Origin of the sequence: Streptomyces sp. NPDC057438 (assembly GCF_042802995.1) — a bacterium.
Taxonomy (GTDB): domain Bacteria; phylum Actinomycetota; class Actinomycetes; order Streptomycetales; family Streptomycetaceae; genus Streptomyces.
Window position 1 is genome coordinate 1 of the sequence record NZ_JBHVDD010000074.1, and the last position, 26102, is coordinate 26102.

The window sequence follows — 26102 nt, forward strand, 5'->3', positions numbered from 1 at the left end:
CCCCTCGCAGGGGGTGCCGCCCTTCGGCTTAGGTCACATCACGACGGCGCGGTGGGCCGCCCGGTGCCGGGCGCGGGGTGCTATCGGACGCCGGGCGGTGCCGGACGTCAGGCGGTGCCGGACGTCGGGCGCGTCGTTGCTGTGAAGCGATTCCCGGCCCGGAGAGGCGTCGGGTCTACGGCTCGAACTTGTACCCCAGCCCCCGCACCGTCACCAGGTACCGCGGCGCGCCCGGGTCCGGTTCGATCTTGGCTCTGAGGCGCTTGACGTGGACGTCGAGGGTCTTGGTGTCGCCGACGTAGTCGGCGCCCCAGACCCGGTCGATGAGCTGCATGCGGGTCAGGACACGGCCCGCGTTGCGCAGCAGCATCTCGAGCAGGTCGAACTCCTTGAGGGGGAGGTCGACCTTGGAGCCCGAGACAGTGACCACGTGACGGTCGACGTCCATCCGGACGGGCCCCGCCTCCAGCGCGGCCGGGGTGACCTCCTCGGGCTCGCCGCGGCGGCGCAGTACGGCCCGGATACGGGCGACGAGCTCGCGGGAGGAGAAGGGCTTGGTGACATAGTCATCGGCTCCTATTTCCAGGCCCACGACCTTGTCGATCTCGCTGTCCTTGGCGGTCACCATGATCACCGGGACGTTGGAACGGCCGCGCAGCTGACGGCAGACCTCGGTGCCCGGCAGCCCGGGCAGCATCAGGTCGAGCAGGACGAGGTCGGCTCCGTTGCGCTCGAACTCGTCGAGACCGTCGGGTCCGGTGGTCGCGATGGCGACCTCGAAGCCCTCTTTGCGGAGCATGTAGGACAGGGCGTCGGAGAAGGACTCCTCGTCCTCGACGACGAGCACTCGGGTCACGGAAGGACCTCCGGGGCGGGATGCGATTCGTACGGTCCGTACGGGGATGGGGCGGTGTGAGGCTGTCCGTCCTCGTCGTCGAGGTCCGGGTGCTGGGCCGCACGGGCACGGGACATGCCCGCCTCCGGCAGCCTGAGGGTGAACGTGGAGCCCTGTCCCTCCGAGCTCCACACCGTGACCTCCCCGCCGTGCGAGGCGGCCACGTGCTTGACGATCGCGAGACCGAGGCCCGTACCGCCGGTCTGGCGGGAGCGGGCCGGGTCCACGCGGTAGAAGCGCTCGAAGATGCGCTCCTTGTCCTTGTCCGAGATGCCGATGCCCTGATCGGTCACGGCGATCTCGATGTGGTCCCCGCCGGGCGCACTCACCTGGCGTGCGGCTATGCCGACGCGAGTGCGGGCCGGGGAGTAGTTGACGGCGTTCTCGACGAGGTTGCCGAGGGCGGCGGCGAGCTGCCCGCGGTTGCCCCAGACGCGCAGCTCGGCGGTGCCTCCGGCGGCCATCGTGATCTGCTTGGTGCCCGCCTGGTGGCGGCAGCGGTCGACGGCCTCGGCGACCAGCTCGTCCACCCGGACGGGCTCGGCGTCCTCCAGCGGGTCGTCGTTCTGCACCCGCGAGAGGTCGATCAGTTCCTGGACGAGGTTGGTGAGCCGGGTCGCCTCGATCTGCATGCGTCCGGCGAACCTCTCCACCGCCTCGGGGTCGTCCGACGCACCCATGACGGCCTCGCTCAGCAGCGACAGCGCGCCGACCGGCGTCTTCAGCTCATGGCTGACGTTGGCGACGAAGTCACGCCGCACGGCCTCGATCCGGCGGGCCTCGGTGAGGTCCTCGACCAGGAGCAGCACCAGCCGGGAGCCGAGCGGCGCGACGCGCGCGGAGACGGCGAGTGCCTCACCGCGCCCCGTGCCGCGCCGGGGCAGGTCCAGCTCGACCTGCCGTATCTCGCCGTCCCGGCGGGTGTCGCGCGCCATCTTGAGCATCGGCTCGATGGAGAGCTTGCCGCCCCGCACGAGCCCGAGGGCGTACGCGGCGGAGCTGGCCTTGACGACGGCGTCGGCCTCGTCGAGCACGACGGCGGAGGAGCGCAGCACGGAGAGCACGGTGTCCACGCCGGGCGGAAGCACCGGGTCCGTGTGCAGGGAGGTCCTGGTGGGACGCTTCTGCTCGCGTTCGCTGACACGGAACGCCAGCATGGCGATGACGCCGGTGAGCACTCCGGCGATCGCTGCCGCTGCGGCGACCGCCGCGTTCACGTCCATGCATCCAGGTTAGGCACGAGGTCGGACATCCCCACAGCGATCGGAGGGCGACCTCGAACACTCGTCGCCCAGAGTTCACCTTGGAGCCAGTATTGGTTCATTTGGGATGGCCGAAACGGACGCGTAGGGGCCCGAACGTGGGAGCGTGGGGTTCGTCCGGGCCCCCGGTCACCGTTCCGTCGTCGCCGTTCATTCGGTCGTTCGGCCTTCCTGGCCTGGCGGAACGGCTTCCGGAACGGCTTTCCTGGTTACCCACGAGCTGACGTACGTAAGAGAGGGACACCCTGATGCGGGACGCGTACCACGAGGAACTTGACTCCATCGGTGAGGGCCTGGTCGAGATGGCCCGACTGGTGGGGTCGGCGATCGGTCGCGCCACGACGGCGATGCTCGACGCCGACCTGAAGCTGGCCGAGAGCGTGATCGAGGCGGACAAGAAGGTCGACGACCTTCAGCACGACCTGGAGGCCCGCGCGATAGCCCTGCTGGCCAGGCAGCAGCCGGTGGCGACGGATCTCAGGATCGTCGTGACGTCGCTGCGCATGTCGGCGGACCTGGAGCGCTCCGGCGACCTCGCCCAGCACGTGGCCAAGCTGACCCGGCTCCGCTTCCCCGAGAACACGGTCCCGCGTGACCTGCACGCGACGATCCTGGAGATGGGCCAGCTCGCGCAGCGTCTGATGGCGAAGGCCGCCGAGGTCATCATCACCAAGGACGTCGACCTCGCGCTCCAGCTGGAGAGCGACGACGACGCGATGGACCTCCTGCACCGCACCCTCTTCCAGCACCTCATGGACGACCGCTGGAAGCACGGCATCGAGACCGCCGTCGACGTCACCCTCCTCGGCCGCTACTACGAGCGCTTCGCCGACCACGCGGTGTCCGTCGCCAAGCGCGTGGTGTACCTGGTGACGGGTGAGCACGCGGACGAGCTGCAGGCCGACATCCAGCCGGTCACGGGGGTGGAGGGGGCGTAGTCCCTTCCCCGCTTCCGCGCGGGGAGGGAGGGGAGCGCGGGGCTCCCGGTGTGGAGCCCCGGCGCCTGCCGGGCCGGCGGGGCGTGGGGGCGCCTCCGTGCGCCGTTGATGCGCCCGGCCGCCAGGCCCTGCAATGGGACAACCAATGGGCACGGGCAGGGCACGGGCGAGGCACGGACCATCGAGGCCTTCCGCGGGCTCGGCCGGCGAGCCGCCGGCGGCTGCCCCGCTGCCCCCGCTGCCTCAGCTACCTCCGAGGAGGGACCATGGCCGACTCCCCACCCCCCGCCAGCCCCAGCACTCCGGACCCGACACAGGTACGCGACACCCACCAGCCCGCGGACATCAAAGCCCTGCCCCTCGTCGGCGCCTGTGGCTGCGGCTCCGGCTGCGCGTGCGGGTGCCAGTCCGGCAACCCGTGCCAGTGCGGCTGACCGGCACGGGCGGCTGACCGGCACGGGCAGCTGTCGCCCGTGGGCGAGAGGAGGGGCCGGGCCTGGGGACACCCCCGGGGACGGCCCCTCCTTTTCCGTTCGGCGCCGGAGTGGCCGGCGAGGGGTCGCACCCGCGGGCGTACGGGCGCAGCATGAAGGGAGAGGACGGGAAGCGAGAAGGAAGAAGGAGGTGCGGCCATGAGCAAGTTCATGGACGTCCACCACAACATGAAGGGCATCACGGCGGACCAGTTGCGCGAGGCGCACAACGCCGACCTGGCCATAGAGAAGGACGAGCAGGTCCACTTCGAACGCGCCTGGGCCGACCCCCAGTCCGGCACGGTGTACTGCCTCTCCGAGGCCCCCTCCGCCGAGGCCGTCCAGCGCATCCACGAACGCGCCGGCCACAAGGCGGACGAGATCCACCCGGTGCCCCTGGCGATCTGAGCGCGCGGAGCCTTCGCCAGGCGCCGGTACGCCTCCGCACGCCCTGTCAGGCGGACCTCGCGAGGTGGAACCATCCCCATGACGACATCGATTTCGGCACGAACAAGGGGGATCTGCGATGGCTGTGGTGATGTCGATGCTCTGGGCGGACGTGACTGAGGAGCAGTACGACACCGTGCGGGACGCGGTGGACTGGGAGGAGGTCCCGGCGGCCGGCGGTCAGCTGCACGTGGCCTGGTTCGACGACCGGGGCCTGCATGTCACCGACGTCTGGGAATCCCAGGAGGCGTTCGAGACCTTCTTCGCCGAACGCCTCGCCCCCGCGATCCGGAAAGCCGGCCTCCAGGGCACCCCGGAAACCACCCTGAGCCCCCTGCACCGCCGCTTCGTCGCACGGGACGTCACCGGCGCCGCGTGACCCACGGCGGCAGGGCCCCCGGGTCCTGCCCGGCTGGCGGCCATAGGCTCTCCGGCCGCCACACCCACCTGACCACCTTCCGGCTGAGCGCCTTCGTGCCCGGCCTCGAGCCGAGCCGAGTTCCCGCAGAGGGCCGGACCACGAGGACCCAGACCACGAAAACGCCCCCGCCCGCGCCGTATGCGCAGGCCGGGGGCGTGATCGCAGAACCTACTTCTTCTTGCCCTGGGTCTTGCCGGGGATCTTGGTGAGCTGGGTTATTGCTGGTCAGGGGCGGTGGGCTCGTGCGCCTGGTGGTCGTCGTTTGTCGTTGTTGGCCACTGTCGAGCGTCCTCGGACGGCCCAGAGACGGCCCAGCGTCGCCGCACCCGACTGACGGCCGGCGCCCTCGATGCGCCCCGTCCGAACCTCAGCCGACGACAGTCAGCCACGACGGCGGGTGCGCCGACCGACCGGGCGCGCGTGTGCCTCGCCGCACCCCCATCGGCCTTAGCCACGCTGCCAATGCCGTCGACCAGAGCGAGCCACGACGGCCGGGCCGCTACAACGGTGCTGAGCCATGAGCTTGGGAAGTTGAGGCATCAGGGGGCTATTCCGGACCTGACCAGCGGCGGAGACGCGTCGGCGCATGGTGAGCGGTCGACGGGCTTCCCGGTGTTCCGCCTGGTTCCCCGAACGATCCGACACGGTCTGGCATGTTGCCGAAACTGAGGGACGCCACGTCTTGAAGTGGGGTACGTTGGTCTGTTCGGCCGAGATTCTGGCGTCATCCGCAACGTGTACATGGCTGAGGTTGGACGAGTTGATGCGACATGAGGTAGGTCTCCAAGGAGCCATTTTTACTCGACCCACCGGTTCAGTGGCCCTTCCGCCTGCTCACGCCTACTGGATGATGCAGTGACTGGCGTCCGGGCATCGAATTAGAACAAATGAACGGTGGAAGTCGAGAGGCACAAGACGGCCCTATGTTACTGATCTTGAACCGCAAAGCCGATTGCCTACCGGCGCCCAATCTGGCGTGACTTGATTGACACGTCCCGCACGCAGGCTTACCTTGTTCGCACTTGATCGTATAGGGGGTTCCAATGACCGTCGATGCAGAGATTCAGGCCATGACTTCTGTGGTATCAGCTCTGAATGGCCTCGAAGACGATGCAACGCGGGCCCGAGTTCTGCGCTGGGCGGCAGAGCGCTTTGCAATCTCTGTTCCCGTTCCCAACACGGCGGTCACCGTAAGCGACTCCACCGTAAATGACGATGGAAGAACGAGAACAAAGAGCCCCGCGGTTCCAACGGACCCGGTATTCGACGACTTCGTAGATCTATTTGATGCTGTAGACCCGAAGACAGAGCTGGATAAAGTCCTCACTGGCGCTTACTGGCTTCAGGCCGTAAATGCCCAGCCGTCCTGGCAGTCCGCGAAAGTGAATAACCTGCTCAAGGATACGGGTCACGGCGTATCCAACATTACTAAATCGCTAACTGCCGCACAGAAGAAATCGCCAGCTCTTGTTCGGCAGATGGCAAAGTCCGGGCGCGCGGCGCAATCCTGGAAGACGTATAAACTCACCACGTCAGGAATTGCCTATATCAGGAACAAGCTAGGCCTAACAGGAGCGGTTCCGGTGGTCTTGGCAGACGATGAGGCGGAGTCGTGAACGTTCACTCCAACGTCTTGGGCGGCCTTCCTGTCAACCTAAGGGAGGAGCTCATCGGGGCGCTGGCGAGTATCACTAGGAACTTCAGCGAAGGGAGGTGGGAACCTTCCGAACTGAACGGTGGGAAGTTGTGCGAGATCGTGTACTCGATTATTCGCGGACACGCCGATGGCCAATTTCCTCAGCGGCCTTACAAGCCCAATAACATGGTTAGAGAATGCCAAAAGCTTGAGCAAGAGACCCAGCTTCCTCGCTCACTCAGGATTCAGGTCCCTCGAATTCTGATTGCTCTATACGAGATCAGAAATAACCGGGGTGTAGGGCACGCGGGAAGCGATGTTGACCCCAATCACATGGATGCCGTCGCCGTTCTGTATATGAGTAAATGGATTGTCGCTGAATTGATTCGCGTCTTTCATGACGTCGACACAGCGACGGCTTCCGAGGCTGTTGATGCCTTGGTGGAACGACAGCTAGAGGTTGTCTGGTCCGTTGACGGAAAGAAGCGGGTCCTTTCTGACAAGCTCAGCCTCCATGATAAAACGCTTTTGCTGCTCTACTCGGAGTCATCTCCGATTGCAGAGAAGGATCTGCTGTCGTGGACTGAGGCCGCAAACGCAAGTTCCTATCGGCGCGATATTCTTAAGAAGTGCCACAAGGCAAGATTGATTGAGTACGACGATGTGGCGCGAATAGTGCGTCTCTCGCCCAAAGGGGCTCGTTATGTCGAGGAAAATATCCCTCTGACGGTTCCTTGACTAAACAGGCCGGTGGAGCGGCCTTGGGGTGGCGCTGCTTTGGCGCGAGTGATCATGGCCCCGTAAGCTTCCGGCGCGTCGGGCAGTCTGTGGACCGGCCCGGTAAAGCACGACGTTGGGGCCATGATCTTCGAGGCTCGCGCCAAAGTGGCTCCGTAAAGCCGCGGAGTCGACCGCCCCAGCCACGACGTACCCCTTCTCTGGCATCGGGGTGCTGATGCTTTGAGCGCGGCACGGGCGCCGGCCGGGCTGGAGCGGGACGGAGGCAGGAGCGCAGGCCCGGCCGGGGGCTGGGCCGCGCGCGGGGAGCGGAGCGAGCCGCCTTGAACCAGTAGAGAAAGTTGTAACGCAGTCGCTCGGGCAGCCTCTGTCCTGTCCCGGTTGATGGTTGACACTGCGGCTTCACCTGAGACCTGACACGCTCGTGCGGCTCTCGGACGGCGTTGTCTGGGGAAGATCCGGATCACGCGGGGCGGAACTGTCGGCTCACCATCTGGCTCGGGCCGCTCTGTCATGCGTGCGTGTGCTGCTGTCCATCCTGGTCAAACGTGTCTGCGTGCATTTCTGAGCCTCTGCCGCCGTGATCGCCAGGCGGTCTACCGGGGCAGGGCTGAGTGCTCTACCGTCCTTGCCATGGGTGGCCTGGGGGAGTTCTTAAAGAAGCGTTGGGGCGTAGTGATCCTCTTGCTGGGGATCTTGGCCTGGGCTGCGGACATCATCGGGCCGGGGGTGCTTATCCTCGTGGCGGCAGCAGCGATTCTCTACTTCCTTCTACAGGCGCCGCTTCGGTGCATCGCCCTGGGTAGGCAAGGAAGGTGCCGCAACAACGCCCAAGGCTTGCTGCGGGGGTGCTGGATCCGTGAGCACAAGTGGCAGGGCTTCAAAGCGCTGCGTGGTGCTGGAGAGGATGGCACCCAGGGCCCGCATGCCGCACTCATGCAGGACCGCCAACAGATGACCGCGACTCTCGGAGTAGCTATGGGCGTCATCTCAGCGATCGTCGCGTGCGCTGATTTCATCTTCAAGTGAGCCCTCGCCGCGATCTGCGGTTGATCGTCTCAGGATGACATCAGGCATCAGCCGTTGACGATCAACGGCGACTAGATATCGGCCTGTTGCGGTTTGAACTCATATGCGCAAGCCGGTAGTTCAGCTCTGTCTCGGTGTGCGAGCGGCAGGAAGATCACCGGTCGGATCGTCCAGGTGATACGGGTCGAGTCGAAGGTGACTGACACGGTGCAGGGTTCGGAGCGCAAGAGGGCTCGTCGTGTGTCTATGCGGCCGTCGTACAGCCACTCCCACGCTTGCTCGGATGCTTCCGGGTCGAATGCCGGTGAGATGGTGCGGAGCGCGACGGCAACCCATCGGTCGGCCTGGGGTGCCGTGTAGGCGTCGAAGGATGCCCGGAGTATCAACCCGCCCTCTCCGTTGAGGTCTTCGGTCCAGCACTCGCACCAGTAGCCTCGGCGGGCTTCGTCCTTCAGCACAGGTGGTCTCCCGGTCGGGTCCCGGTGAACAGTTCCGCGGTGACCGTGTAGCCGCCGTTGGTGCCGTGGACGACGACCCGGTGGGCGAGTGCGGTGACCATGCCCAGGCCCCGGCCGTGTTCGGCCTCGCTGTCCTGGTGCTCGGCCTTGGGGGCTGTGCCGGTTCCTCCGCCGTCCGTGACCGACAGTGCGATCACCTGGCGGGTCACCGCGAGGGCCAGGTGGAAGCTGCCGGATTCCGTGCCGCTGGCCGTGTGGAGGATCGCGTTCGCGCTCAGCTCGCTCACGATCAACTCGGCGTCGTCGGCCAGGGGTGATCCGCGCAGGATGTCGCGGGTCCAGCGGCGGGCCCGGCTCACCTCTTCCGGAAATCCTGGGCAAGTGAGTCCCCAGACCCGGGCGGTGCTCGTATACTCGTGCATACAAGTTCCTTCGTGCTGGTAGGCCGCCATGTGCAGCGGGTACGGGCTAGACGAGTTTCACGCCGTCATGGGCGCGGATGGCCGGCGGGGATGCCGCGTCCAATGCGTCCAAGACGCGGATCGCGTATGCCTCGTCGGCAAGCTCGGTGACTTCTTCACGGGTGGCCCAGCGCAGTGCGCGGGTCTCGTCGCCGGTGGTCGGCGTGCCGTCGGCCGCCTCGCAGCGGAAGACCAGCGAGACGATCAGGCCCGTCATGTTCTTGTAGACGCCGGTCAGGGTCGCGGGAAGTGCGATCTTGATGCCGGTCTCTTCGAGGACTTCGCGCTGGAGGGCTTCGGGGAGGGTTTCCTCGCGTTCGAGGACTCCGCCCGGGGGTTCCCACTTGCCGTTGTCACGGCGTTTGATCAAGAGGGCCCGGCCCTGGTCGTCGACGATGACTCCGGCGACGCTCACGGAGTGCGGACGGTCAGTGCTCACGTTCCTCGGCCCTCTCGGCTGGCTAGGCTCTCCACCGTAGCAACAACAATCGCCCACTCGTCTAGATATCTAAAGGAGTACACGTGCCCTCTCTTCCTTCCGGCTTCCTCGGTGATCTCGACCCCACGAGTGATCGTGCGGTCTTTCGGCAGATCGCCGACCAGTTGCGCGAGGCCATCGACCGTGGGCGGTTCAAGGAGGGTGAAAAACTGCCCTCGGAAGCCGAGCTTGTTGACCACTACGGGGTATCCCGGATGACGGTCCGCAACTCCTTCTCCGTCCTCCAGGGCGAAGGGCTCGTGCACGCCGAGCACGGCAAGGGCGTCTTCGTCCGGCCCCGCCCGCCCGTGCGGCGCCTCGCCTCCGACCGGTTCGCCCGGCGCCACCGCGAGCAGGGCAAGGCGGCCTTCATCGTCGAAGCCAACGCCGCCGGCAGTCACCCCCAGGTCGACAGCCTTGAGGTCAAGGAAGAAAAGGCCAGTCAGGACGTCTCGACACGGCTCGGGTCCGTGCGGCGGGTGCTGGCTCGGCGGCGCCGGTATCTCCTCGACGGCCGTCCGGTCGAGTTCGCCACCTCGTACCTGCCGCTCGACATCGCGCGCGGTACGCCGATCGCCGAGCCGAACCCGGGGCCCGGCGGGATCTACGCCCGGCTTGAGGAGCTGGGGCATCGCCTCGACCACTTCGAGGAGGAGATTCGCGCCCGGATGCCTTCGCCGGCCGAGGTGAAGACGCTCCGGCTAGCCTCCGGTGTGCCGGTGATCCACCTGATCCGTACCGCCTTCGACGCCGAGGGACGAGCTGTGGAGGTCTGCGACACGGTCATGGCGGCGGACGCGTACGTCCTGGCGTACCAGCTCCCGGCGACGTGATCGCATGACTGGTGTCGGTGGGGTGCTAGGCCTCCGGTGTGAACATGTCGCCGATGTTGTTCCACATGAAGCCGTCGCGCCAGTCCGGCTTGCCGGTTGCCCAGCCGATGAGCGCCACCCGCACTTTCTCTTGCGAGACGGTCTGCGTCTGGTAGTGCTCGGCAGGGACACCGTTCCGGTATTCCAGCTGGTAGGTGTTGTTGTCGCGGAACAGGACCTGGATGTACCAGTCCCCTTCGAGGTCCTCCTCCTGGCGCTCAAGCCCCATGTGCTCGTTGCCGCGTCGCAGGTTGGCGAGCATCGTCCCGATGGCCGGCTTCGAGGGGCGCTTCACCACGTGGCCGTTGGCGCTTGTCGCTATCAGCATGGCCGGATTCTGGCGGATGGGTCTGACAGTGGGGCGGGACGCTTCTCGAACTCGTACACCCCAACAGGCATACTCGTATAGACGAGTGGGCAAGTTGTGTGGCAGGGTGGTCCGCATGAGCCCGGAGATCGGGTTCGCAGACCACATCATGTATAGACGAGTAGATGGGTGAACTGCCTTGCGCACCATTCGTGTTGAGACCTCGGCCGCAACGATCCTGCTGACCGAGGCCCCTGAGCCCAAGGTCCGGGACCGGCAGACGGGCGAGATCGCCAAGGACGCCGTCAGCGGCGAAGCGCTGATGACGATCGGCGTCGTCTACATCGAGGACGGGGAGTCGTCGCTGTTCAAGGTCACCGTGCCTGAGGGCGGTGTGGCCGAAGGGTTGACGCTGGGGGCGCCGGTCTCGCTGCCGGGGCTGGTCGCCCGGCCGTGGGAGTCGGTGTTCAACGGGCAGCAGCGTCACGGCATCGCCTTCCGCGCCGCCGCCGTGACTCCGGCCGCCTTCCCGGCCGCCATGGGGGCCACCGCCTGATGTCCGCTCTGGTGACACTTCTGGAGGTGGGTGGTCCTGTCGCCGCACTCGGTGGCGGGGCCGCCTACACCCGGGCCAAGCACCCACGCGTGTACTGGCCCACGGTCGGCCTGCCGATATCCACCGCCCGGCTCCTCGGCTCCTACGGCTCGGTCATGGAAGCGTGCGGACTGACCGTGGCGCCGTCCCGGTTGCGGGTCCTCGCCGTCAAGGCCACCACTCGCCGGGAAGTCCGGCCCGTACCGCCTCGGCGGGGCATCATCCGGCCTACCTCGACCGGGCTGCGGCTCCGCCTCCGGCTCGCTCCCGGGCAGGAACCCGCCGACGTCGCCGCCTCGGCCGAACGGCTGCGGCACGCCTGGGGCGTCCACGCCGTGTACGTGACGACGGTCAAGCCGGGCGTCGTCGAACTGCGGCTCGTCGGCTTCGATGTACTGCGGAACGTGCGGATGCCTCGGAAAGCCGCTGCCGGACTCCTCAAGGTGCCCGTGGCACTGCGGGAGGACGCGACTCCCTTCGTGCGCGACTACCGCACCATTCCTCACCAACTCACCCTCGGCGCCACGCTGTCGGGCAAGTCCATGTACCTGCGCCATCTCATCACCGGTCTCGCCCGACAGTCCGTCGCCTTGGTCGGTATCGACTGCAAGCGGGGTGTGGAGTTGGCGCCGTTCGCCTCCCGGCTCTCCGCTCTCGCCACCGATCCCGACGAGGCTGCCGAGCTGCTGCCCGTGCTCATCAAGGAAATGGAGGACCGCTACGACCTGATCAAGGCCCGACAGGGCATCGCCCCCGGCACCCCCGACGAGGAGATCACCTCCGACATCTGGGGCCTGCCCGACAGCGAACGCCCGGTGCCGATCGTGCTGTTCGTCGACGAGGTGGCCGAACTCTTCCTCGTCGCCACCAAGAAGGACGAGGAACGCCGGGACGAGATGGTCACCCAGCTCATCCGCCTCGCCCAGCTCGGCCGCGCCGCCGGGATCTACCTGGAGGTCTGCGGGCAGCGCTTCGGGGCCGAGCTGGGCAAGGGCGCCACCATGCTCCGCGCCCAGCTCACCGGCCGGGTATGCCACCGCGTCAACGACGAAGCCTCCGCGAAGATGGCCCTGGGCGACATCGCCCCCGAAGCGGTCTCCGCCGCCTGCGCCATCGCTCCCGAACTGCCCGGCCTGGCCGTGGCCGGTGACACCTCCGGCGGCTGGTCCCGCATCCGCACGCCGTACCTGTCCCTCGGCGCCGCCGCCGGGATCTGCCGGGAATCGGCCCATCTGGTGCCCGACCTGCCCGCGCTCAAGCCCTTCCGCCCCGACACCCCCGTACGGCCCGTGGAGTCCTCGGCCCCGGCGGTGCAGCCGCACCCGGTGACCGACTGACCCTCGCCCACCCCTCACCCCGGTCGGCGTGACCGTCTCACGCCAGCTCCCTACCCCTGCCATGCCTGAATCCGGAAGGAGCCGCATCATGCGCGCCCAACTGGCCCGTGTCGACGCGGTGCTCGTCCAGGCGCTCATCGCCGCCGCGCTGTCCTTCGCCCACCTGCACGACATCGCCTCGGCGGCCGGACAGGACGGCTGGAAGGCGTGGGCCTACCCGGTCTCGGTCGACCTGCTGCTCGTCGCCGCATGGCGCCGACTGCGCTCCGGTGAGGCGAAAGCGGCTGGATGGTGCTGGTTCGTCACCGCCCTCGCCGCTTCCCTCGGCGCGAACGTCGCCACCGCCGGCCTCCTCGACCTCGACAACGTCCCGGCCTGGCTACGCATCCTCGTCGCAGGCTGGCCCGCCGTCGCCTTCCTCGGCGGAACCCTCCTCGCACACACCACCCCCGCCACAACCGACGAAGACCACAAGGGCCCCGAGGACACGGACGACGCCGGGGACCAGGAGCACGCGCCCGAACTCGACTCCGACGAACCGCCGTCGACACCACCGGCCATCGAGCCACCGCCACCCGAGCGCCCCGCCGTATCCGTCCCGGCCGCCCTGGTCGAACACGCCCGCAAAGTCGCCGCCGAACACCACACCCGCACCGGAACACCCATCGACACCCCGACGCTCCGCGCCCGCCTCGGCGTCCCCACGCCCATGGCCGAAGCCATCGCCGCCCACCTCACCTGACAGACGAGGAGACCAACACCATGCGCCCCTTTATCCAGTCGGCCCTGGAGCGCTCCGCCGAGCTGACCCGCGACAACCGGCTCTTCGACGCCGTGGCCCTCGCCGAAGCCGCAATCAAGCGGGCCACCCCCAACGAACACCGAGAGATCGAGCAGTGGCTCACCGACCACGCCCACGACTTCACCGGAGAGGACGACCTCTGATGTCGCGCCGCTTCCGCAACGTCACCCGCATCGGCCCCGTCCAGGTCGCCACGTCCTACGACGGCCGGGGCCACGAGAAGCACACCGCCGCCTGCACGGCACCGCGCTGCGGCTTCTCCGCCGACTACGACAGCCGCGCCGCCGCCGAGCTGGCCGCCCGCACCCACCGCTGCCCCGTCCGCTGATCCTCCGAAGGGACCCCGCACACCGTGACCGTCAGCCTTCCGCTCGTCGTCGTCCTCGGCTTCTTCGCCTGGGGAGCGGTCAAGTTCCTCGGCGTCCGCACCTGGGTCGTCGTCCTGATCGCCCTCTTCGGCTTCTACCTCTCGCAGACCTTCCTCGCCCCCGCCATCGAATCCGGCACGCGCTCCGGCGTGAACGTCATAAACGGCTCACATGCCTAGACGAGTAGATGAGGAGAGTCTGGCCGTGTTCCTGCCCAGGTACCCCGACAGCCCCACCCCGCCGCCCGCACACACCCACACTCCGGCCGATCCGGCGCCCGTACGGCGCTCACTCCCGGCGGTCTCCATCAGTCCCGGAGTCGTGGCGGCCGTGGTCGTCGGCGGTGTCGTCCTCACCGCGCTCCTGGCCGCCGTCGCCGTCTCGGCCATCTCCGTCGCCATCGCGGCCGTGGTCCTGCGCTCCCTGATCCGCGAGCAGAACCGGCGCTAAACGCGCACGACACCCGGGGCGGCGCACACGACCAAGCATCCGCCGCCCCGGGGCCATCACTCCTGACCGAGCCAGTCAGAAGGAGAACCGCCATCTTCACCCGCACCACATCGCCCCCGCTCCCGGAACTCGCAAAGCTCGCGGAGCACGGCACCCTGCCCGGTATCCTCCGCCAGCTCTCCGGCCTTGGCGGCTGCACCAACCCGATCCGCCTCGACGGCCACCGCACCGAGCACGACGTCGACACCACGACCGGCGAGATCGGCCGCGTCCTCCACCACCTCGACTCCACGGACCTCCCGGCCGGCCAACTCCTCGTCCGCTGCAACAACCGCCGTACGACTCGGTGCGCGGCCTGCTCCGAGGTCTACCGGCGCGACACCTTCCACCTGATCACCTCCGGCCTGCGCGGCGGCAAGGGCACCCCCGAACACGTCGCCACCCACCCCCGCGTCTTCGCCACCTTCACCGCCCCGAGCTTCGGCCCGGTCCACAACCGCCCCTCCAGCGGGCGCCCCTGCCGCTGCGGCACCCACCACGACCAGGACGACGCCGTACTCGGTACCGCGCTCGATCCAGAGAGGTACGACTACGAAGCGGCCGTTCTCTGGAACGCCCACGCCGGTCCGCTCTGGCGACGCTTCTCCACCTACCTGCGCCGGGAAGTCGCCAAGCGCGCGGGCCTGTCACAACGCCTGTTCCGCGACCACGCCCGCGTCTCCTTCGCCAAGGTCGCCGAGTACCAAAAGCGCGGCGCCGTCCACTTCCACGCCGTCATCCGCATCGACGGCCCCACCGGAGGAGACACCCCGCCCCCGGCCTGGGCCACCGCCGAACTCCTCACCGACGCCATCAAGACAGCGGCGGCCAAGGTCCGCGTCGATGGCCCGGTCATCGACGGACGCGCCCACACCTTCACCTTCGGCCGCCAACTCGACGTCCGCACCATCCGATCCGCCGACTTCAACGGCGGCCAGGAGCTGACCGAACGTGCCGTCGCCGCGTACATCGCCAAGTACGCCACCAAGGGCGCCGAAACCGCCACGGGAGCTCTCGACCGGCCGCTGAAGTTCGCCGCCGAACTCGCCCAGCTCGACATCAGCGACCACGCCCGCCGCCTCATCCGAACCGCCTGGACCCTCGGCGCACGCAAGGACCTCGAACACCTCCGCCTCCGCGCCTGGGCCCACATGCTCGGCTTCCGCGGCCACTTCTCCACCAAATCCCGCCGCTACTCCACCACCCTCGGCGCCCTCCGTCACGCACGCGCCGAATGGCGCCGCGCCCAAGCCGCAACGGCCAACGGACCCGCGCCCGACACGACGTACGTCCTCGCGCACTGGGTCTTCGCCGGAACCGGACTCTCCGACACCGAAGCCTGGCTTGCCGCATCCCTAGAACCCGCCCCCGGAACAGAAGGAGAGCCGACCCGTGGCTAAGCGCCATCTCGCCGTCGTGGAAGCGGCCGCCGAACCGCGCGCTCTGCCTTCGCGGTACCTGACTCCTCTGGACGTCGCCGAGATCCTGGGCGTGCCGGTCGAGACGGTCTACCAATGGCGGCGGAAGCGCACTGGACCGCGTGGCTTCCGGGTTGGCCGGCATCTGCGCTACGACCCCGTGGACGTGCGGGCCTGGGTCGAGTCCTTGATGGAAGGGGCTGCTGCCTGATGGCCGGGCACGTCCAAGACCGCTGGTACAGAACGGAGACGGGGCCGGACGGGAAGGCTCGCAGGGTCAAGACGGAGCGGTACGGAACGGGATCCCGTTACCGGGCTCGGTACGTCGGGCCGGACGGTACTGAGAAGTCCAAGAGCTTCCCCGACCGGCAGAAGCGGCTCGCTGACCAGTGGCTTGCGCACACTGAGGCCGACATGGCACGCGGGCAGTACATCGACCCGCGTGCGGCTCGGATCACCTTCGAGCAGTACGCCGAGAAGTGGGTGACTCACGCGCCGGACCCGAACACCCAGGCGTCGATGGAGTCACAGCTTCGGCTGCACGCCTTCCCCTACCTGGGCTCGCGTCCGCTCGGCTCCTTCCAGCCTGCTCACATCCGTGACTGGGTTCGGCAGCTTCAGGAGAACGGCGTCCGGGGCTCGTACGCACGGACGATCTACTCCAACGTACGGGCGGCGCTGAGTGCGGCGGTGGACGACGGGCACCTTCCCCGGAACCCGTGCGCTGCTCGGTCGGTCCGGCCGCCGACGGTGGACACCAAGCGGATCCTCCCCTGGACGCCGGAACGGGTCTTCGCCGTCCAGGCCGCCATGCCTGAGAGGTACCAGGCCATGGTCGACCTGGGCGGCGGCTGTGGGCTTCGTCAGGGGGAGATCCTCGGCGTCGCCGTCGACGCGATCGACTTCGAGTCGGACACACTTCACGTTGTCCAGCAACTGAAGCTGAGTCGCAGCAAGGCGGTGTTCGCTCCACCCAAGGGCGGCAAGCTGCGGGATGTGCCGCTTCCTGGGCCGGTCGCTGATGCGCTCCGGGAGCACATGAAGCGGTTCCCGCCGGTCGAGATCACCTTGCCGTGGAAGGTGGCGGACGGGCCTCCGGTGACCAAGCGGCTGATCTTCACCGGACCACGCGGCGGGCACGTCTGGCGGACTTCGCTCAATGAGGAGGTGTGGAAGCGGGCGCTGGCCTCGGCCGGGGTGATCCCCGAGCGCAAGCCGGGCCAGCCCTACGCCGAGTCCCGCGAGAACGGCATGCACGCGCTCCGCCACTTCTACGCCTCGGTGCTCCTGGACGCGGGCGAGAACATCAAGGCCCTCGCCGAGTACCTGGGGCACTCCGACCCCGGCCTGACCCTCCGCGTCTACGCGCACCTCATGCCGTCCAGCCAGGAGCGCACTCGCAAGGCCGTGGCCGCCATCTTCGATACGGCCCGGCCCGAGCCGTCCCGCACCTGACGGCCCGCAGACGGCCCAGCCCCACCAAGAAGCCCCCTACCGGCGGACAACCCGCAGGTAGGGGGCTTGATCAGCTCTGCTTACTTCTTCTTGCCCTGGTTCTTGACCGCCTCGATCGCCGCCGCCGCGGCGTCCGGGTCGAGGTAGGTGCCGCCGGGGTTCAGGGGCTTGAAGTCGGCGTCCAGTTCGTAGGAGAGCGGGATGCCCGTGGGGATGTTGAGGCCCGCGATGTCGGCGTCCGAGACGCCGTCGAGGTGCTTGACGAGGGCGCGGAGGGAGTTGCCGTGGGCGGCGACGAGGACCGTGCGGCCCGCGAGGAGGTCGGGGACGATGCCGTCGTACCAGTACGGGAGCATGCGGACGACGACGTCCTTGAGGCACTCCGTGCGGGGGCGGAGCTCCGGCGGGATGGTCGCGTAGCGGGCGTCCGAGGCCTGGGAGAACTCGGAGTCGTCCGCGAGCGGGGGCGGCGGCGTGTCGTACGAGCGGCGCCACAGCATGAACTGCTCCTCGCCGAACTCGGCGAGGGTCTGCGCCTTGTCCTTGCCCTGGAGGGCACCGTAGTGGCGCTCGTTCAGACGCCAGCTGCGGTGGACCGGGATCCAGTGGCGGTCGGCGGACTCCAGGGCCAGCTGCGCGGTGCGGATGGCGCGCCTCTGGAGGGAGGTGTGGAGCACGTCCGGGAGCAGGCCGGCGTCCTTCAGCAGCTCACCGCCGCGCGTCGCCTCCTTCTCTCCCTTCGGCGTGAGGTTGACGTCCACCCAGCCGGTGAACAGGTTCTTCTCGTTCCACTCGCTCTCGCCGTGGCGGAGGAGGATCAGCTTGTACGGTGCGTCGGCCATGGCTCCGAGCGTAATCCACGGCCGGGAATCGTCGCCCACCTGGCCGACAGGCGGACAGGCGGACAGGCCGGCAGAAGGGCAGGCGGCTGACAGAAGACGGGCCGTCGACGGGGCGGGTAATTGAGTGGCCCCGCACCCGAGGGCGTTCGTAAGGTGTGTTCGCCATCTTGGCCGCTTACGTTCGTGGGGGATCCGCATGCCGCTCGTCGCCGTCAGGCGTGCCGTCCGGGAGTCGGTCTCCGGGCTGCCCCGGGAGTTCTGGTGGCTGTGGACCAGCACGCTGGTGAACCGGCTGGGCGCGTTCGTCGCCACCTTCATGGCGCTCTATCTGACGCTGGACCGCGGGTACTCGGCCTCCTACGCCGGCCTCGTCGCCTCGCTCCACGGGCTCGGCGGGGTCGTCTCCTCACTCGGCGGCGGAGTCATGGCCGACCGGCTCGGGCGGCGGCCCACCCTGCTCGTCGCCCAGGCGTCCACGGCCGGATCGGTCGCGCTCCTCGGCTTCGTACGGGATCCCGTCGCCATCGCCGCCGTCGCCTTCCTCGTCGGCGCGGCCAGCAACGCCTCCCGCCCGGCCGTCCAGGCGATGATGGCGGACATCGTCCGGCCGGAGGACCGTGTACGGGCGTTCTCCCTCAACTACTGGGCCATCAACCTCGGTTTCGCCGTCTCCTCCATGGCCGCCGGCTTCATCGCCGAGGTCAGCTACCGCGCCGGCTTCCTGGCCGAGGCGGGAATGACGCTGGTCTGCGCGATCGTCGTCTTCCTGAAGCTGCCGGAATCGCGCCCGGAGCGGACGACGGCGGAGAAGGCCGGGGCGGACGACGTCGGGCTGGGAACCGTGCTGCGCGACGGACGGTTCATGGGTGTCGTCGGGCTCTCGTTCCTCGTCGCGCTGATCTTCCAGCAGGGATCGGTGGGACTGCCGGTCGCGATGGGGGCGGCCGGTTTCACGCCGGCCGACTACGGGCTCGCCATCGCCGTCAACGGGGTGCTGATCGTGGCCCTGCAGATCCCGGTCACCCGTGTCATCGAGCACCGCGACCCCGGACGGCTCCTCGTCGTCTCGTCCGTGCTCGCCGGGTACGGCTTCGGCCTCACCGCCTTCGCCGGATCCATCGGCGTCTTCGCCCTCACCATCTGCGTCTGGACCCTCGCGGAGATCGTCAACGCGCCCACCCAGACCGGCGTCGTGGTCCGCCTCTCGCCCGTGCAGGGGCGCGGCCGCTACCAGGGCATGTACACGATGTCGTGGTCCGTCGCCGCGCTCGTCGCGCCGCTGATGTCCGGTGTCGTCATCGACCGCTGGGGCGCCGGGTGGCTGTGGGGACTGTGCGCGGTGATCGGAACCGTGGCGGGGGTGGGGTACTGGGCGTTGATGCGCCGGCTGCCGGGGGCGGAGAAGGAGGCCACCGAGCACCACCTCACCGGGGAGCCTGCCGTCGGGGGGCCTGCCGTCGGCAGGCCCGATACCGGAGAGCCGGAGGCCGGAAAGCCGGAGGCCGGGAAACCGGAGGCCGGAAAGCCCGTCGCTGGAGAGCCGGCCGTCTGAGCACCGGCAGTCCGAGGACCGGTCGCCATCCTGTCGCCATCCGGTCGCCGTAGACCCGGTCCCCACGTACCGGTCCCCACGTACCCGGTCCCCACGTACCCGGTCCCACGTACCCGGTCGCCGCAGAGCTGGTCCGGAGTCCGTCCGGCGCCCCGGAGCCACTGACTCCCTGCAGCCCCGGCGACGGGACCCGTGCGGCCCCGGAGTCGGAAACCCGCACGGCCGTGCCGGACGTCGAGGCCGACGGCAGCTGCGTCCGGGCGGTCTACGGGTGCATCCGCGCCCCCTTCACCACCCTGTCCACCCCATTGCGCGGCCCGTACACCGCGAGCCCCACCAGGTCCAACTCCCCCGCCCCCACGGCCCGTACGGCCGCGCGGTTGTCGCGGTCGTTGCCCGTGGTGAAGAGGTCGGACGTGAAGAGGGCGCGGGGCAGCGCCCGGGCCAGCGCCCGCGTGTGGGCCGCCCTCAGCACCTCCTTCGTCCCCTCGAAGACCAGGACCGGCTGGCGGAACATCGGGAGATACGCCGTGCCGTCAGCGTCCTCGTACGGCTCGCCGACCACCTCCGGGATCATCGGGCCGATACCGCTGACCAGGAAGGACGTGACGTTGAGGCGCTGCCAGGTCTCCAGGTCGTCGCGGAGGAGGACGGCGATCTTGGTGTCGAAGCGGATGGGGGGCGTACTCGCGGAGGTCTCGCTGCTCATGGAACGAGACTGCCGACGGGCGCACGCCCCCGTCTTGTACGTTCTTTGCATGTGCCCTCAGCGGCAACGATCCCCCCAGTCGCAGCGGCGCCCCCAGCGCGAGGTGTCCGCCTGGCGGCCGCGCGTGCCCGGCATCGTCGAGGTGTTCCACGCGCACTACACGGAGTACGCGTACCCGATGCACGTGCACGACGTCTGGACACTGCTGATCGTGGACGACGGGGCCGTGCGGTACGAGCTGGACCGGCACGAGCACGGGACGCCGCACGACACCGTCTCGCTGCTGCCGCCGTACGTGCCGCACAACGGCGAGCCGGTGACGGACCGGGGCTTCCGCAAGCGGGTGCTGTACCTGGACCTGGATTCGAGCACCCTGGACGAGAGTCTGATCGGGGCGGCCGTGGACGGTCCCGACCTGCGGGATCCGCAACTACGACGGCGGGTGGGGCAGTTGCACACGGCGCTCGCGCGGCCGGGGGACGAGCTGGAGGCGGAGAGCCGGCTGGCACTCGTCGGGGAGCGGCTGCGGCAGCATCTTCGCAGGCCACCGGCGCGTTCAGCAGCGCGGCCGACCGGCGGTCGTACGGCGGACGGTCGCACGTCGGACAGGCGTATGCCGGGCGGGCGTACGGTCGCCCACCAGCTGCGCGAACTCCTCGACGAGCGGGTCACCGACGGAGTGACCCTGGCGGAGGCCGCCGGGACGGTGCACGCCCACCCCGCACATCTCGTACGGGCGTTCGGGACGGCTTTCGGGATCGCGCCGCACCAGTACCTGATGTCCCGGCGCGTGGAGCGGGCCAGGCGGCTGCTGCTGGACGGGATGCGGCCCGGCGAGGCCGCGGCGGCGGCCGGGTTCTACGACCAGGCCCATCTGACGCGGCACTTCAGGCGGTGGGTGGGGGTCACCCCTGGCCGCTATCGGAACGGCCGGCCGCCACGTCCCGGGTCAGATGGCTGAACGCGTCCAGATTGCGGGTCGGTTCGCCCCGGGAGACGCGCCAGGCGTACTCCTTGCGGATCGCTGAGGCGAATCCCAGTTCGAGGAGCGTGTTGAAGGCGCCGTCGGCCGCTTCCAGGACCTGGCCGAGGAGGCCGTCGATGCCGTCGGGGGTGACGGCGGAGAGGGGCAGCCGGGCCGTGACGTAGATGTCGCCGAGTGGGTCGACGGCGTAACTCACGCCGTACAGCTTGAGGTTGCGCTCCAGGAGCCAGCGGTGGACGCCCGCCTCGTTCTCGTCGGGGTGGCGGATCACGAAGGCGTTGAGGGAGAGGGAGTGCCTGCCGACGATCAGGGAGACGGTCGTCGAGAGTTTGCGGGTGCCGGGGAGCTTCACGACGTACGTGCCGGGCGCCGGGCCCTCCCACTCCAGCTCGGCCTCGTTGAGGACCTGCTCGATGATCGACGCTTCGTCAGCCATGGGGCGAGCGTACCCGCCGGTACGAACCGGTCGGCCACGAAGTCACGGCGGGCCCCCGGGGCTCACCCGTGGTGGCCTCGCACCCGGTGCCGACGGTGGTCCTGGATGGCCGCCGTGTAGACGTCCGCGGTGGCGGCGGCGGAGGTGTCCCAGCCGAAGGACTCGGCGTGCGCGGCGGCGGCCGCTCCCATGCGGGCGGACAGGTCCGGGCTGTCGGCGAAGTCGCGGAGCACGCGCGCGTAGGCGGCGGGATCGTGGCCCTGGACCAGGAACCCGGTCCGCCCGTCTCGCACGGCGACCGGGAGGCCGCCGACCGAGGCCGCCAGCACCGGCGTACCGGCCGCCTGCGCCTCGATGGCGACGAGCCCGAAGGACTCGCTGTACGACGGCATGACCAGCACCGACGCCGCCCGGAACCAGTCCGCGAGCTGCTCCTGGCCGACGGGCGGCCGGAACCGTACGACATCGGCTATCCCCAGCCGCGCGGCCAGCTTCTGCAGCCCCTCCGGCTTGGCGAGGCCACTGCCGCTCGGTCCGCCGACCACCGGCACGACGATCCTGGACCGCAGCTCGGGACGCTCGTCGAGGAGGACGGCGACGGCGCGGAGCAGCACGTCGGGGGCCTTGAGGGGCTGGATACGGCCGGCGAAGAGGGGGATCAGGGCGTCCTGGGGCAGGCCGAGACGGGCCCTCGCCGCCGCGCGGCCGTCGGCCGGACGGAAGCGGTCGAGGTTGACGCCCGGGTGGACGACGGCGACCTTGTCCGGGTCGGCCTCGTAGTGGCGTACGAGTTCACCGGCCTCCTCGGCCGTGTTGGCGATGAGACGGTCGGCGGCGCGCACGATCTGGGTCTCGCCGATGACACGGGCCGCGGGCTCGGGGGTGTCGTCGTCGGCGAGCGCGGCGTTCTTGACCTTGGCCATGGTGTGCATGGCGTGCACCAGGGGGACGCCCCAGCGCTCGGCGGCGAGCCAGCCGACGTGGCCGGAGAGCCAGTAGTGCGAGTGGACGAGGTCGTAGTGGCCGGGGCGGTGGCCCGCCCAGGCCTGCATCACCCCGTGCGTGAAGGCACACAGCTGGGCCGGCAGCTCCTCCTTCGCCAGCCCTTCGTACGGCCCCGCGTCGACGTGCCGCACGAGGACGCCCGGGGCCAGCTCGACCGTCGGGGGCAGGGCCCCGGTCGTGGCCCGGGTGAAGATCTCCACCTCGACGTTCTGCGCGGCCAGCCGTTGCGCCAGCTCCACGATGTAGACGTTCATCCCGCCCGCGTCACCCGTGCCGGGCTGGTGCAGCGGCGACGTGTGCACCGACAACATCGCGACCCGGCGGGGCTTCCGGTGCAGCCGCAGCCGCCCGGGGCCGGCCGGAGAGCGCCGTCCGAGCCTGCCGACGTAGTTGCTCACGTGGCGTCCTCCTCGCTCCGGGCATGCCGTTCGGAGGGTGTGAGGCCCTCTGGTCAGGCAGAACGCCGGAGGGGTCTGTTCCATTTCCTCTTTGCGGAATTATTACCGAACCTCGCTCAACCGTTCGATCACTTGGGGAGTGGGGGGCGGGACAAGCCTTGAGGGACAGGACCGTGGAGCGGCACCCCGCGGGCCCGGCACCCCGTGGCACCCCACGGCCCTCCTTGGCACCCCACGGCCCTCCTTGGCCCTCCTTGGCCCTCCTTGGCCCTCCGTGGGACAGCGCGCGGCCACCGGGCGCGCGCGACCACCGGATGCGGGAGGAGGAATACGCTCACCGCATGGCACGACCAGTCGGCACCGTCACGCGCGGCACCACCCATCCCAACCGCCTGCGCCGCATGGACCGCTGGATCGCGGCGACGCACGGCGCCGAACTCCGCCGCGCCACCACCCCCCTCGCCGTCGACCTCGGCTACGGCGCCGCCCCCTGGACCGCCGCCGAACTCCTGCGCCGGCTGCGCGCGGCGGCGCCCCGCACACAGGTGGTGGGCATCGAGATCGACCCGGCCAGGGTCGCGGCGGCGAAGCCGTACGCCTGCGAGGGGCTGACCTTCCGGCACGGCGGGTTCGAGGTGCCGGTGCCGGGCAGTCCGACCCTCGTCCGGGCGGCGAACGTACTGCGCCAGTACGACGAGGACGAGGTGAGGGCCGTCTGGGAGCGCCTGTGCGCCCGCCTCGCACCGGCCACGCCCTCCTCCGCCGGAGGCCTGCTCGTCGAAGGCACCTGCGACGAGATCGGCCGTCGGCACGTCTGGGTCGCACTCGGTCCGGAAGGCCCTCGCACCGTCACCTTCGCCACGCGGCTCGGCTCCCTGGACCGTCCCTCCGACCTCGCCGAACGCCTCCCGAAGGCGCTCATCCACCGCAACGTCCCCGGCGAGCCGGTGCACGCCTTCCTCCGCGACTTCGACCACGCCTGGGCCGCCGCGGCGCCGTACGCCTCGTACGGCGCACGCCAGCGCTGGATCCGTACGGCCCGCGCCCTGAGCGCTGACTGGCCGGTCCGGGACGGGGTGACGCGCTGGCGGCAGGGCGAAGTCACGGTGGCCTGGGAGGCGTTGGCTCCGCGAGCGTGACGTCCACACCACACACCCGTTGCCTTGATTACGCAGCGCAACATTTTCGTGACGCAGGGGAACGAACACCTCGGGCCGATCGTCACACAGTCGGGAGCAACGATCCCCTCTGCTCATGAGTCACACAGAGGCGACGTGACACCCACAGGGGCGAGCGGAAGAGAACCGGCCGACGAGAGCGGACGGAAGGCGACGGCGGGGAACCGGGGCTGACAGGGGACGGGGGCGGAAGGTGGGGACAGAGGGTGGGATACGGCACGACGGCGGCGGGGCGGGCGGGGCGAGGCCGCAAGGCGGAGCCGGGGGCGGGGAGTTCGTCGCCGCTCACCCCTGTTGGATCACGCGAGGCCGTGACACGATCACCGGGCACTGGCAAGTTACTGACGGTTAACCAGTTTTCTCCGTTTCTATCGAGGTTGGGGGCAAGGGGTATGGGAGCCGGCAAGCGGAATCTGACCATGGCGGCCGTGGCCGTGGTCTGCGCGATGACCGTGCTGGGCGCACCGGTCAACGCGTACGCGAGCCAGACGAAACCGACCGAGCCGACCCCCTCCCCGTCGAGCGCGGCGGGCGGGTCCGGCACGCCGGAGACGTACCCGACTCCCGTGACGAACGAGGAGCTGGAAGCCGTACGCGCAAGGCTGGAGAGCCTCTACCACGACGCGGCGGTCGCCACGGACGCGTACAACGCGGCCGAGGAGAAGGCCGACAAGCAGTCCGAGGAGATCACCGATCTGGCCCACGAGGTCGACCAGGGCCACGCGAAGCTGGACAAGTTGCAGGACCTGATCGGCGCCGCGGCCCGCGCCCAGTACCGCGGCGGCGGGCTTCCGCCCGAGGTGCAGCTGTGGCTGACCGAGAACCCCCAGGACTTCCTGGAGGGTGCGGACCGTGTGCGCCAGGGCCAGCTCGCGGCCAAGGGTCTGCTCGCCGAGATGACCCGGACCCAGGAGGACCTGGAGCAGTACTCCAAGGACGCCGCCGCGCGCTGGAAGAAGCTGGAGGCCAGCCGCAAGGCCAAGGAGAAGGCCAAGAAGAAGATCAAGAAGCAGATCGCCGCCGCCCAGGAGTTGGAAGGCCAGCTGGAGGACGACGAGCGGGAGCGGTTGGCGCAGCTGGAGGAGGACGCCGCGCAGCAGTCACAGGCCACCTGGCTGGGCTCCGGCATCCTCGACGAGATCAACGGCAAGGCGTCCCCGCAGGGCAAGCGGGCGGTGAAGTTCGCGACGGACCAGATAGGCAAGTGGTACGAATGGGGCGCCGAGGGCCCCGACACCTACGACTGCTCCGGCCTCACCAGCCAGGCATGGGCCGCCGCCGGCCTGACGATCCCCCGCACGTCCCAGGAACAGTGGCGTCTGCTCAAGCACATCGCCATCAAGGACATGCGCCCCGGCGACCTCATCATCTACAACGCCGACGCCAGCCACGTCGCCATGTACCTGGGCAACGGCTCCATGGTCCACGCCCCTCGCCCGAACCGAAAGGTGTCGATCGCCGGAGCAGGGACGATGCAGATCCTGGGAGTCGTACGACCGGACGCGTGAGCGGTTGACTCGGGGAGCAGACGGCGGGCCGGTCGCGGACACCGGGCCCGTCCGGGGCCGGGCCTCTCACCGACGCCGCGCCTGTCCAGTGCCCAGCCGGTCGCGGACGCCGAGCCTGTCCGGGACCGGGCCTGTCCGGGGCCCAGCGGGTCGCGGACGCCGAGCCAGTCCGGGGGCTGGGGCCTTCCGGTGCCGGGCCGGTCGCAGATGTCGAGCTCGTCGCAGGTGTCGAGCCGGTTGGCGCGGGCAGACCCGCACAGGCTGAGTCCAAGGGGACCGGGGCTCAGGCCCTGATGCCTCCGCCGCCCCACTGACCCGCTACCCCGCCCGACCGCCTGGCCGGCTATCCCGCCGACCGGCTGACCCGCTACCCCGCCGACCGGCTGACCGGCTGACCGGCTGACCGGCTGACCGGCTGACCGGCTGACCGGCTGACCGGCTGACCGGCTGACCGGCTGACCGGCCAAGCGCCGCACCCCGCCGCCACGACCCGCCCCACACGACCCACCCCGCGTGACCCATCCCACGTGACTCTCACCACCTTCCCCGCCCGGCTCAACCTTCACCGCGTGACATACGTCATCCCAGGAGAAAGCCCTGCCATGTCCAA

Annotated in this window: 31 protein-coding genes; 21 read left to right on the forward strand and 10 right to left on the reverse strand. The window is 69.3% G+C overall.

Annotation, left to right across the window (positions count from 1 at the left end; translation table 11 throughout):
- Window positions 1–175 precede the first annotated feature (175 nt).
- Both ACFU5F_RS31160 and ACFU5F_RS31165 read right to left on the reverse strand, forming a co-directional pair.
- Window positions 176–856, reverse strand: coding sequence for a response regulator transcription factor (locus ACFU5F_RS31160; RefSeq protein ID WP_009340348.1), 681 nt, complete (start codon window positions 854–856; stop codon window positions 176–178).
- A complete protein-coding gene (locus ACFU5F_RS31165; protein ID WP_383894410.1) occupies window positions 853–2118 on the reverse strand; it encodes a sensor histidine kinase in 1266 nt (421 codons plus the stop codon). The genes ACFU5F_RS31160 and ACFU5F_RS31165 overlap by 4 nt, the downstream gene beginning before the upstream one ends.
- A gap of 287 nt (window positions 2119–2405) precedes the next feature.
- On the opposite strand from ACFU5F_RS31165, the gene phoU reads away from it, so the two are divergent.
- From phoU to ACFU5F_RS31195, 6 genes are all read left to right on the forward strand, one after another.
- A complete protein-coding gene (gene phoU / locus ACFU5F_RS31170) occupies window positions 2406–3095 on the forward strand; it encodes a phosphate signaling complex protein PhoU (RefSeq protein ID WP_005476809.1) in 690 nt (229 codons plus the stop codon).
- 632 nt (window positions 3096–3727) lie between these two features.
- The gene (locus ACFU5F_RS31175; protein WP_383894413.1) at window positions 3728–3976 is read left to right on the forward strand and encodes an SCO4226 family nickel-binding protein; all 249 of its coding nucleotides are present in this window, start codon (window positions 3728–3730) and stop codon (window positions 3974–3976) included.
- A 118-nt stretch (window positions 3977–4094) separates the two neighbouring features.
- The gene (locus ACFU5F_RS31180) at window positions 4095–4394 is read left to right on the forward strand and encodes a hypothetical protein (protein WP_383894415.1); all 300 of its coding nucleotides are present in this window, start codon (window positions 4095–4097) and stop codon (window positions 4392–4394) included.
- 1085 nt (window positions 4395–5479) lie between these two features.
- Window positions 5480–6052, forward strand: coding sequence for a hypothetical protein (locus tag ACFU5F_RS31185; protein ID WP_383894418.1), 573 nt, complete (start codon window positions 5480–5482; stop codon window positions 6050–6052).
- Window positions 6049–6810 carry a hypothetical protein gene (locus ACFU5F_RS31190; RefSeq protein ID WP_383894421.1) on the forward strand — a complete coding sequence of 254 codons (762 nt, stop codon included), beginning with the start codon at window positions 6049–6051 and terminating at the stop codon, window positions 6808–6810. The genes ACFU5F_RS31185 and ACFU5F_RS31190 overlap by 4 nt, the downstream gene beginning before the upstream one ends.
- Window positions 6811–7443: 633 nt before the next feature.
- Window positions 7444–7839 (forward strand): hypothetical protein, encoded by a 396-nt coding sequence (locus ACFU5F_RS31195; RefSeq protein ID WP_383894424.1) that lies wholly within the window; start codon window positions 7444–7446, stop codon window positions 7837–7839.
- A gap of 71 nt (window positions 7840–7910) precedes the next feature.
- Here the strand turns inward: ACFU5F_RS31195 and ACFU5F_RS31200 are convergent, their stop codons facing one another.
- Genes ACFU5F_RS31200 through ACFU5F_RS31210 form a run of 3 tightly spaced genes read right to left on the reverse strand, consistent with a single transcriptional unit; the run spans window position 7911 to window position 9173 of the window.
- Window positions 7911–8297, reverse strand: a complete 387-nt coding sequence (locus ACFU5F_RS31200; protein ID WP_383894426.1) for a hypothetical protein — start codon at window positions 8295–8297, stop codon at window positions 7911–7913.
- A complete protein-coding gene (locus ACFU5F_RS31205) occupies window positions 8291–8719 on the reverse strand; it encodes an ATP-binding protein (RefSeq protein WP_383894429.1) in 429 nt (142 codons plus the stop codon). The genes ACFU5F_RS31200 and ACFU5F_RS31205 overlap by 7 nt, the downstream gene beginning before the upstream one ends.
- A gap of 46 nt (window positions 8720–8765) precedes the next feature.
- Window positions 8766–9173, reverse strand: coding sequence for an NUDIX hydrolase (locus ACFU5F_RS31210; RefSeq protein ID WP_060892820.1), 408 nt, complete (start codon window positions 9171–9173; stop codon window positions 8766–8768).
- Window positions 9174–9280: 107 nt separating this feature from the next.
- On the opposite strand from ACFU5F_RS31210, the gene ACFU5F_RS31215 reads away from it, so the two are divergent.
- Window positions 9281–10069 (forward strand): GntR family transcriptional regulator, encoded by a 789-nt coding sequence (locus tag ACFU5F_RS31215; RefSeq protein WP_037722666.1) that lies wholly within the window; start codon window positions 9281–9283, stop codon window positions 10067–10069.
- A 25-nt stretch (window positions 10070–10094) separates the two neighbouring features.
- Here the strand turns inward: ACFU5F_RS31215 and ACFU5F_RS31220 are convergent, their stop codons facing one another.
- On the reverse strand, window positions 10095–10436 hold the full coding sequence (locus tag ACFU5F_RS31220; protein WP_383894431.1) for a hypothetical protein: 342 nt from the start codon (window positions 10434–10436) through the stop codon (window positions 10095–10097).
- 178 nt (window positions 10437–10614) lie between these two features.
- Between ACFU5F_RS31220 and ACFU5F_RS31225 the strand changes: the two genes are divergently transcribed.
- The 10 genes from ACFU5F_RS31225 (at window position 10615) to ACFU5F_RS31270 (ending at window position 16879) form a co-directional block, all read left to right on the forward strand.
- A complete protein-coding gene (locus ACFU5F_RS31225; RefSeq protein WP_013002336.1) occupies window positions 10615–10971 on the forward strand; it encodes a hypothetical protein in 357 nt (118 codons plus the stop codon).
- A complete protein-coding gene (locus ACFU5F_RS31230) occupies window positions 10971–12347 on the forward strand; it encodes an FtsK/SpoIIIE domain-containing protein (RefSeq protein ID WP_383894435.1) in 1377 nt (458 codons plus the stop codon). The genes ACFU5F_RS31225 and ACFU5F_RS31230 overlap by 1 nt, the downstream gene beginning before the upstream one ends.
- 88 nt (window positions 12348–12435) lie before the next feature.
- The gene (locus tag ACFU5F_RS31235) at window positions 12436–13089 is read left to right on the forward strand and encodes a DUF2637 domain-containing protein (protein ID WP_383894437.1); all 654 of its coding nucleotides are present in this window, start codon (window positions 12436–12438) and stop codon (window positions 13087–13089) included.
- Between the two features lie 20 nt (window positions 13090–13109).
- Window positions 13110–13292 (forward strand): hypothetical protein, encoded by a 183-nt coding sequence (locus tag ACFU5F_RS31240; protein WP_383894440.1) that lies wholly within the window; start codon window positions 13110–13112, stop codon window positions 13290–13292.
- Window positions 13292–13477 (forward strand): mobile element transfer protein, encoded by a 186-nt coding sequence (locus ACFU5F_RS31245; RefSeq protein ID WP_383894443.1) that lies wholly within the window; start codon window positions 13292–13294, stop codon window positions 13475–13477. Before ACFU5F_RS31240 ends, ACFU5F_RS31245 begins: the two co-directional genes overlap by 1 nt.
- Window positions 13478–13501: 24 nt before the next feature.
- The gene (locus tag ACFU5F_RS31250) at window positions 13502–13696 is read left to right on the forward strand and encodes a hypothetical protein (protein WP_383894446.1); all 195 of its coding nucleotides are present in this window, start codon (window positions 13502–13504) and stop codon (window positions 13694–13696) included.
- A gap of 25 nt (window positions 13697–13721) precedes the next feature.
- Window positions 13722–13967, forward strand: a complete 246-nt coding sequence (locus ACFU5F_RS31255) for a SpdD protein (protein ID WP_383894449.1) — start codon at window positions 13722–13724, stop codon at window positions 13965–13967.
- A 155-nt stretch (window positions 13968–14122) separates the two neighbouring features.
- A complete protein-coding gene (locus ACFU5F_RS31260; protein WP_383894543.1) occupies window positions 14123–15406 on the forward strand; it encodes a replication initiator in 1284 nt (427 codons plus the stop codon).
- Window positions 15399–15635: an AlpA family transcriptional regulator gene (locus ACFU5F_RS31265; protein WP_055520625.1), complete on the forward strand. Its 237-nt coding sequence runs from the start codon at window positions 15399–15401 to the stop codon at window positions 15633–15635. The genes ACFU5F_RS31260 and ACFU5F_RS31265 overlap by 8 nt, the downstream gene beginning before the upstream one ends.
- On the forward strand, window positions 15635–16879 hold the full coding sequence (locus ACFU5F_RS31270) for a tyrosine-type recombinase/integrase (RefSeq protein WP_383894453.1): 1245 nt from the start codon (window positions 15635–15637) through the stop codon (window positions 16877–16879). The genes ACFU5F_RS31265 and ACFU5F_RS31270 overlap by 1 nt, the downstream gene beginning before the upstream one ends.
- Window positions 16880–16959: 80 nt before the next feature.
- Here the strand turns inward: ACFU5F_RS31270 and ACFU5F_RS31275 are convergent, their stop codons facing one another.
- Complete coding sequence (locus ACFU5F_RS31275; protein WP_059080320.1) at window positions 16960–17721, reverse strand: phosphoglyceromutase; 762 nt, start codon at window positions 17719–17721, stop codon at window positions 16960–16962.
- A 196-nt stretch (window positions 17722–17917) separates the two neighbouring features.
- On the opposite strand from ACFU5F_RS31275, the gene ACFU5F_RS31280 reads away from it, so the two are divergent.
- Complete coding sequence (locus ACFU5F_RS31280; RefSeq protein ID WP_383894457.1) at window positions 17918–19273, forward strand: MFS transporter; 1356 nt, start codon at window positions 17918–17920, stop codon at window positions 19271–19273.
- A gap of 265 nt (window positions 19274–19538) precedes the next feature.
- Here the strand turns inward: ACFU5F_RS31280 and ACFU5F_RS31285 are convergent, their stop codons facing one another.
- Window positions 19539–19982, reverse strand: a complete 444-nt coding sequence (locus ACFU5F_RS31285) for a DUF2000 family protein (protein WP_383894459.1) — start codon at window positions 19980–19982, stop codon at window positions 19539–19541.
- A 49-nt stretch (window positions 19983–20031) separates the two neighbouring features.
- Here ACFU5F_RS31285 and ACFU5F_RS31290 point away from each other — a divergent pair, with 49 nt between their 5' ends.
- Entirely contained in the window at window positions 20032–20943 is a 912-nt protein-coding gene (locus tag ACFU5F_RS31290) for a helix-turn-helix domain-containing protein (RefSeq protein ID WP_383894462.1), read from the forward strand.
- Here ACFU5F_RS31290 and ACFU5F_RS31295 read toward each other — a convergent pair.
- Together ACFU5F_RS31295 and mshA are read right to left on the reverse strand one after the other, a co-directional pair.
- Window positions 20888–21403, reverse strand: a complete 516-nt coding sequence (locus ACFU5F_RS31295; RefSeq protein ID WP_383894465.1) for a YbjN domain-containing protein — start codon at window positions 21401–21403, stop codon at window positions 20888–20890. The genes ACFU5F_RS31290 and ACFU5F_RS31295 overlap by 56 nt on opposite strands.
- A 62-nt stretch (window positions 21404–21465) precedes the next feature.
- Window positions 21466–22806 (reverse strand): D-inositol-3-phosphate glycosyltransferase, encoded by a 1341-nt coding sequence (mshA, locus tag ACFU5F_RS31300; RefSeq protein WP_383894468.1) that lies wholly within the window; start codon window positions 22804–22806, stop codon window positions 21466–21468.
- 341 nt (window positions 22807–23147) lie between these two features.
- Between mshA and ACFU5F_RS31305 the strand changes: the two genes are divergently transcribed.
- Both ACFU5F_RS31305 and ACFU5F_RS31310 read left to right on the forward strand, forming a co-directional pair.
- Window positions 23148–23945 carry a class I SAM-dependent methyltransferase gene (locus tag ACFU5F_RS31305; RefSeq protein WP_383894471.1) on the forward strand — a complete coding sequence of 266 codons (798 nt, stop codon included), beginning with the start codon at window positions 23148–23150 and terminating at the stop codon, window positions 23943–23945.
- Window positions 23946–24376: 431 nt separating this feature from the next.
- A complete protein-coding gene (locus ACFU5F_RS31310) occupies window positions 24377–25492 on the forward strand; it encodes a C40 family peptidase (protein ID WP_383894474.1) in 1116 nt (371 codons plus the stop codon).
- Window positions 25493–26102: the final 610 nt, after the last annotated feature.

Excerpts from the sequence above, each read along its gene's own strand:
- ACFU5F_RS31165 (WP_383894410.1), bottom strand. The coding sequence starts at position 2,118 with ATGGACGTGAACGCGGCGGTCGCCGCAGCGGCAGCGATCGCCGGAGTG.
- phoU (WP_005476809.1), top strand. The coding sequence starts at position 2,406 with ATGCGGGACGCGTACCACGAGGAACTTGACTCCATCGGTGAGGGCCTG.
- ACFU5F_RS31175 (WP_383894413.1), top strand. The coding sequence starts at position 3,728 with ATGAGCAAGTTCATGGACGTCCACCACAACATGAAGGGCATCACGGCG.
- ACFU5F_RS31180 (WP_383894415.1), top strand. The coding sequence starts at position 4,095 with ATGGCTGTGGTGATGTCGATGCTCTGGGCGGACGTGACTGAGGAGCAG.
- ACFU5F_RS31185 (WP_383894418.1), top strand. The coding sequence starts at position 5,480 with ATGACCGTCGATGCAGAGATTCAGGCCATGACTTCTGTGGTATCAGCT.
- ACFU5F_RS31195 (WP_383894424.1), top strand. The coding sequence starts at position 7,444 with ATGGGTGGCCTGGGGGAGTTCTTAAAGAAGCGTTGGGGCGTAGTGATC.
- ACFU5F_RS31205 (WP_383894429.1), bottom strand. The coding sequence starts at position 8,719 with ATGCACGAGTATACGAGCACCGCCCGGGTCTGGGGACTCACTTGCCCA.
- ACFU5F_RS31220 (WP_383894431.1), bottom strand. The coding sequence starts at position 10,436 with ATGCTGATAGCGACAAGCGCCAACGGCCACGTGGTGAAGCGCCCCTCG.
- ACFU5F_RS31230 (WP_383894435.1), top strand. The coding sequence starts at position 10,971 with ATGTCCGCTCTGGTGACACTTCTGGAGGTGGGTGGTCCTGTCGCCGCA.
- ACFU5F_RS31235 (WP_383894437.1), top strand. The coding sequence starts at position 12,436 with ATGCGCGCCCAACTGGCCCGTGTCGACGCGGTGCTCGTCCAGGCGCTC.
- ACFU5F_RS31240 (WP_383894440.1), top strand. The coding sequence starts at position 13,110 with ATGCGCCCCTTTATCCAGTCGGCCCTGGAGCGCTCCGCCGAGCTGACC.
- ACFU5F_RS31245 (WP_383894443.1), top strand. The coding sequence starts at position 13,292 with ATGTCGCGCCGCTTCCGCAACGTCACCCGCATCGGCCCCGTCCAGGTC.
- ACFU5F_RS31270 (WP_383894453.1), top strand. The coding sequence starts at position 15,635 with ATGGCCGGGCACGTCCAAGACCGCTGGTACAGAACGGAGACGGGGCCG.
- ACFU5F_RS31275 (WP_059080320.1), bottom strand. The coding sequence starts at position 17,721 with ATGGCCGACGCACCGTACAAGCTGATCCTCCTCCGCCACGGCGAGAGC.
- ACFU5F_RS31280 (WP_383894457.1), top strand. The coding sequence starts at position 17,918 with ATGCCGCTCGTCGCCGTCAGGCGTGCCGTCCGGGAGTCGGTCTCCGGG.
- ACFU5F_RS31285 (WP_383894459.1), bottom strand. The coding sequence starts at position 19,982 with ATGAGCAGCGAGACCTCCGCGAGTACGCCCCCCATCCGCTTCGACACC.
- ACFU5F_RS31290 (WP_383894462.1), top strand. The coding sequence starts at position 20,032 with ATGTGCCCTCAGCGGCAACGATCCCCCCAGTCGCAGCGGCGCCCCCAG.
- ACFU5F_RS31295 (WP_383894465.1), bottom strand. The coding sequence starts at position 21,403 with ATGGCTGACGAAGCGTCGATCATCGAGCAGGTCCTCAACGAGGCCGAG.
- ACFU5F_RS31305 (WP_383894471.1), top strand. The coding sequence starts at position 23,148 with ATGGCACGACCAGTCGGCACCGTCACGCGCGGCACCACCCATCCCAAC.
- ACFU5F_RS31310 (WP_383894474.1), top strand. The coding sequence starts at position 24,377 with ATGGGAGCCGGCAAGCGGAATCTGACCATGGCGGCCGTGGCCGTGGTC.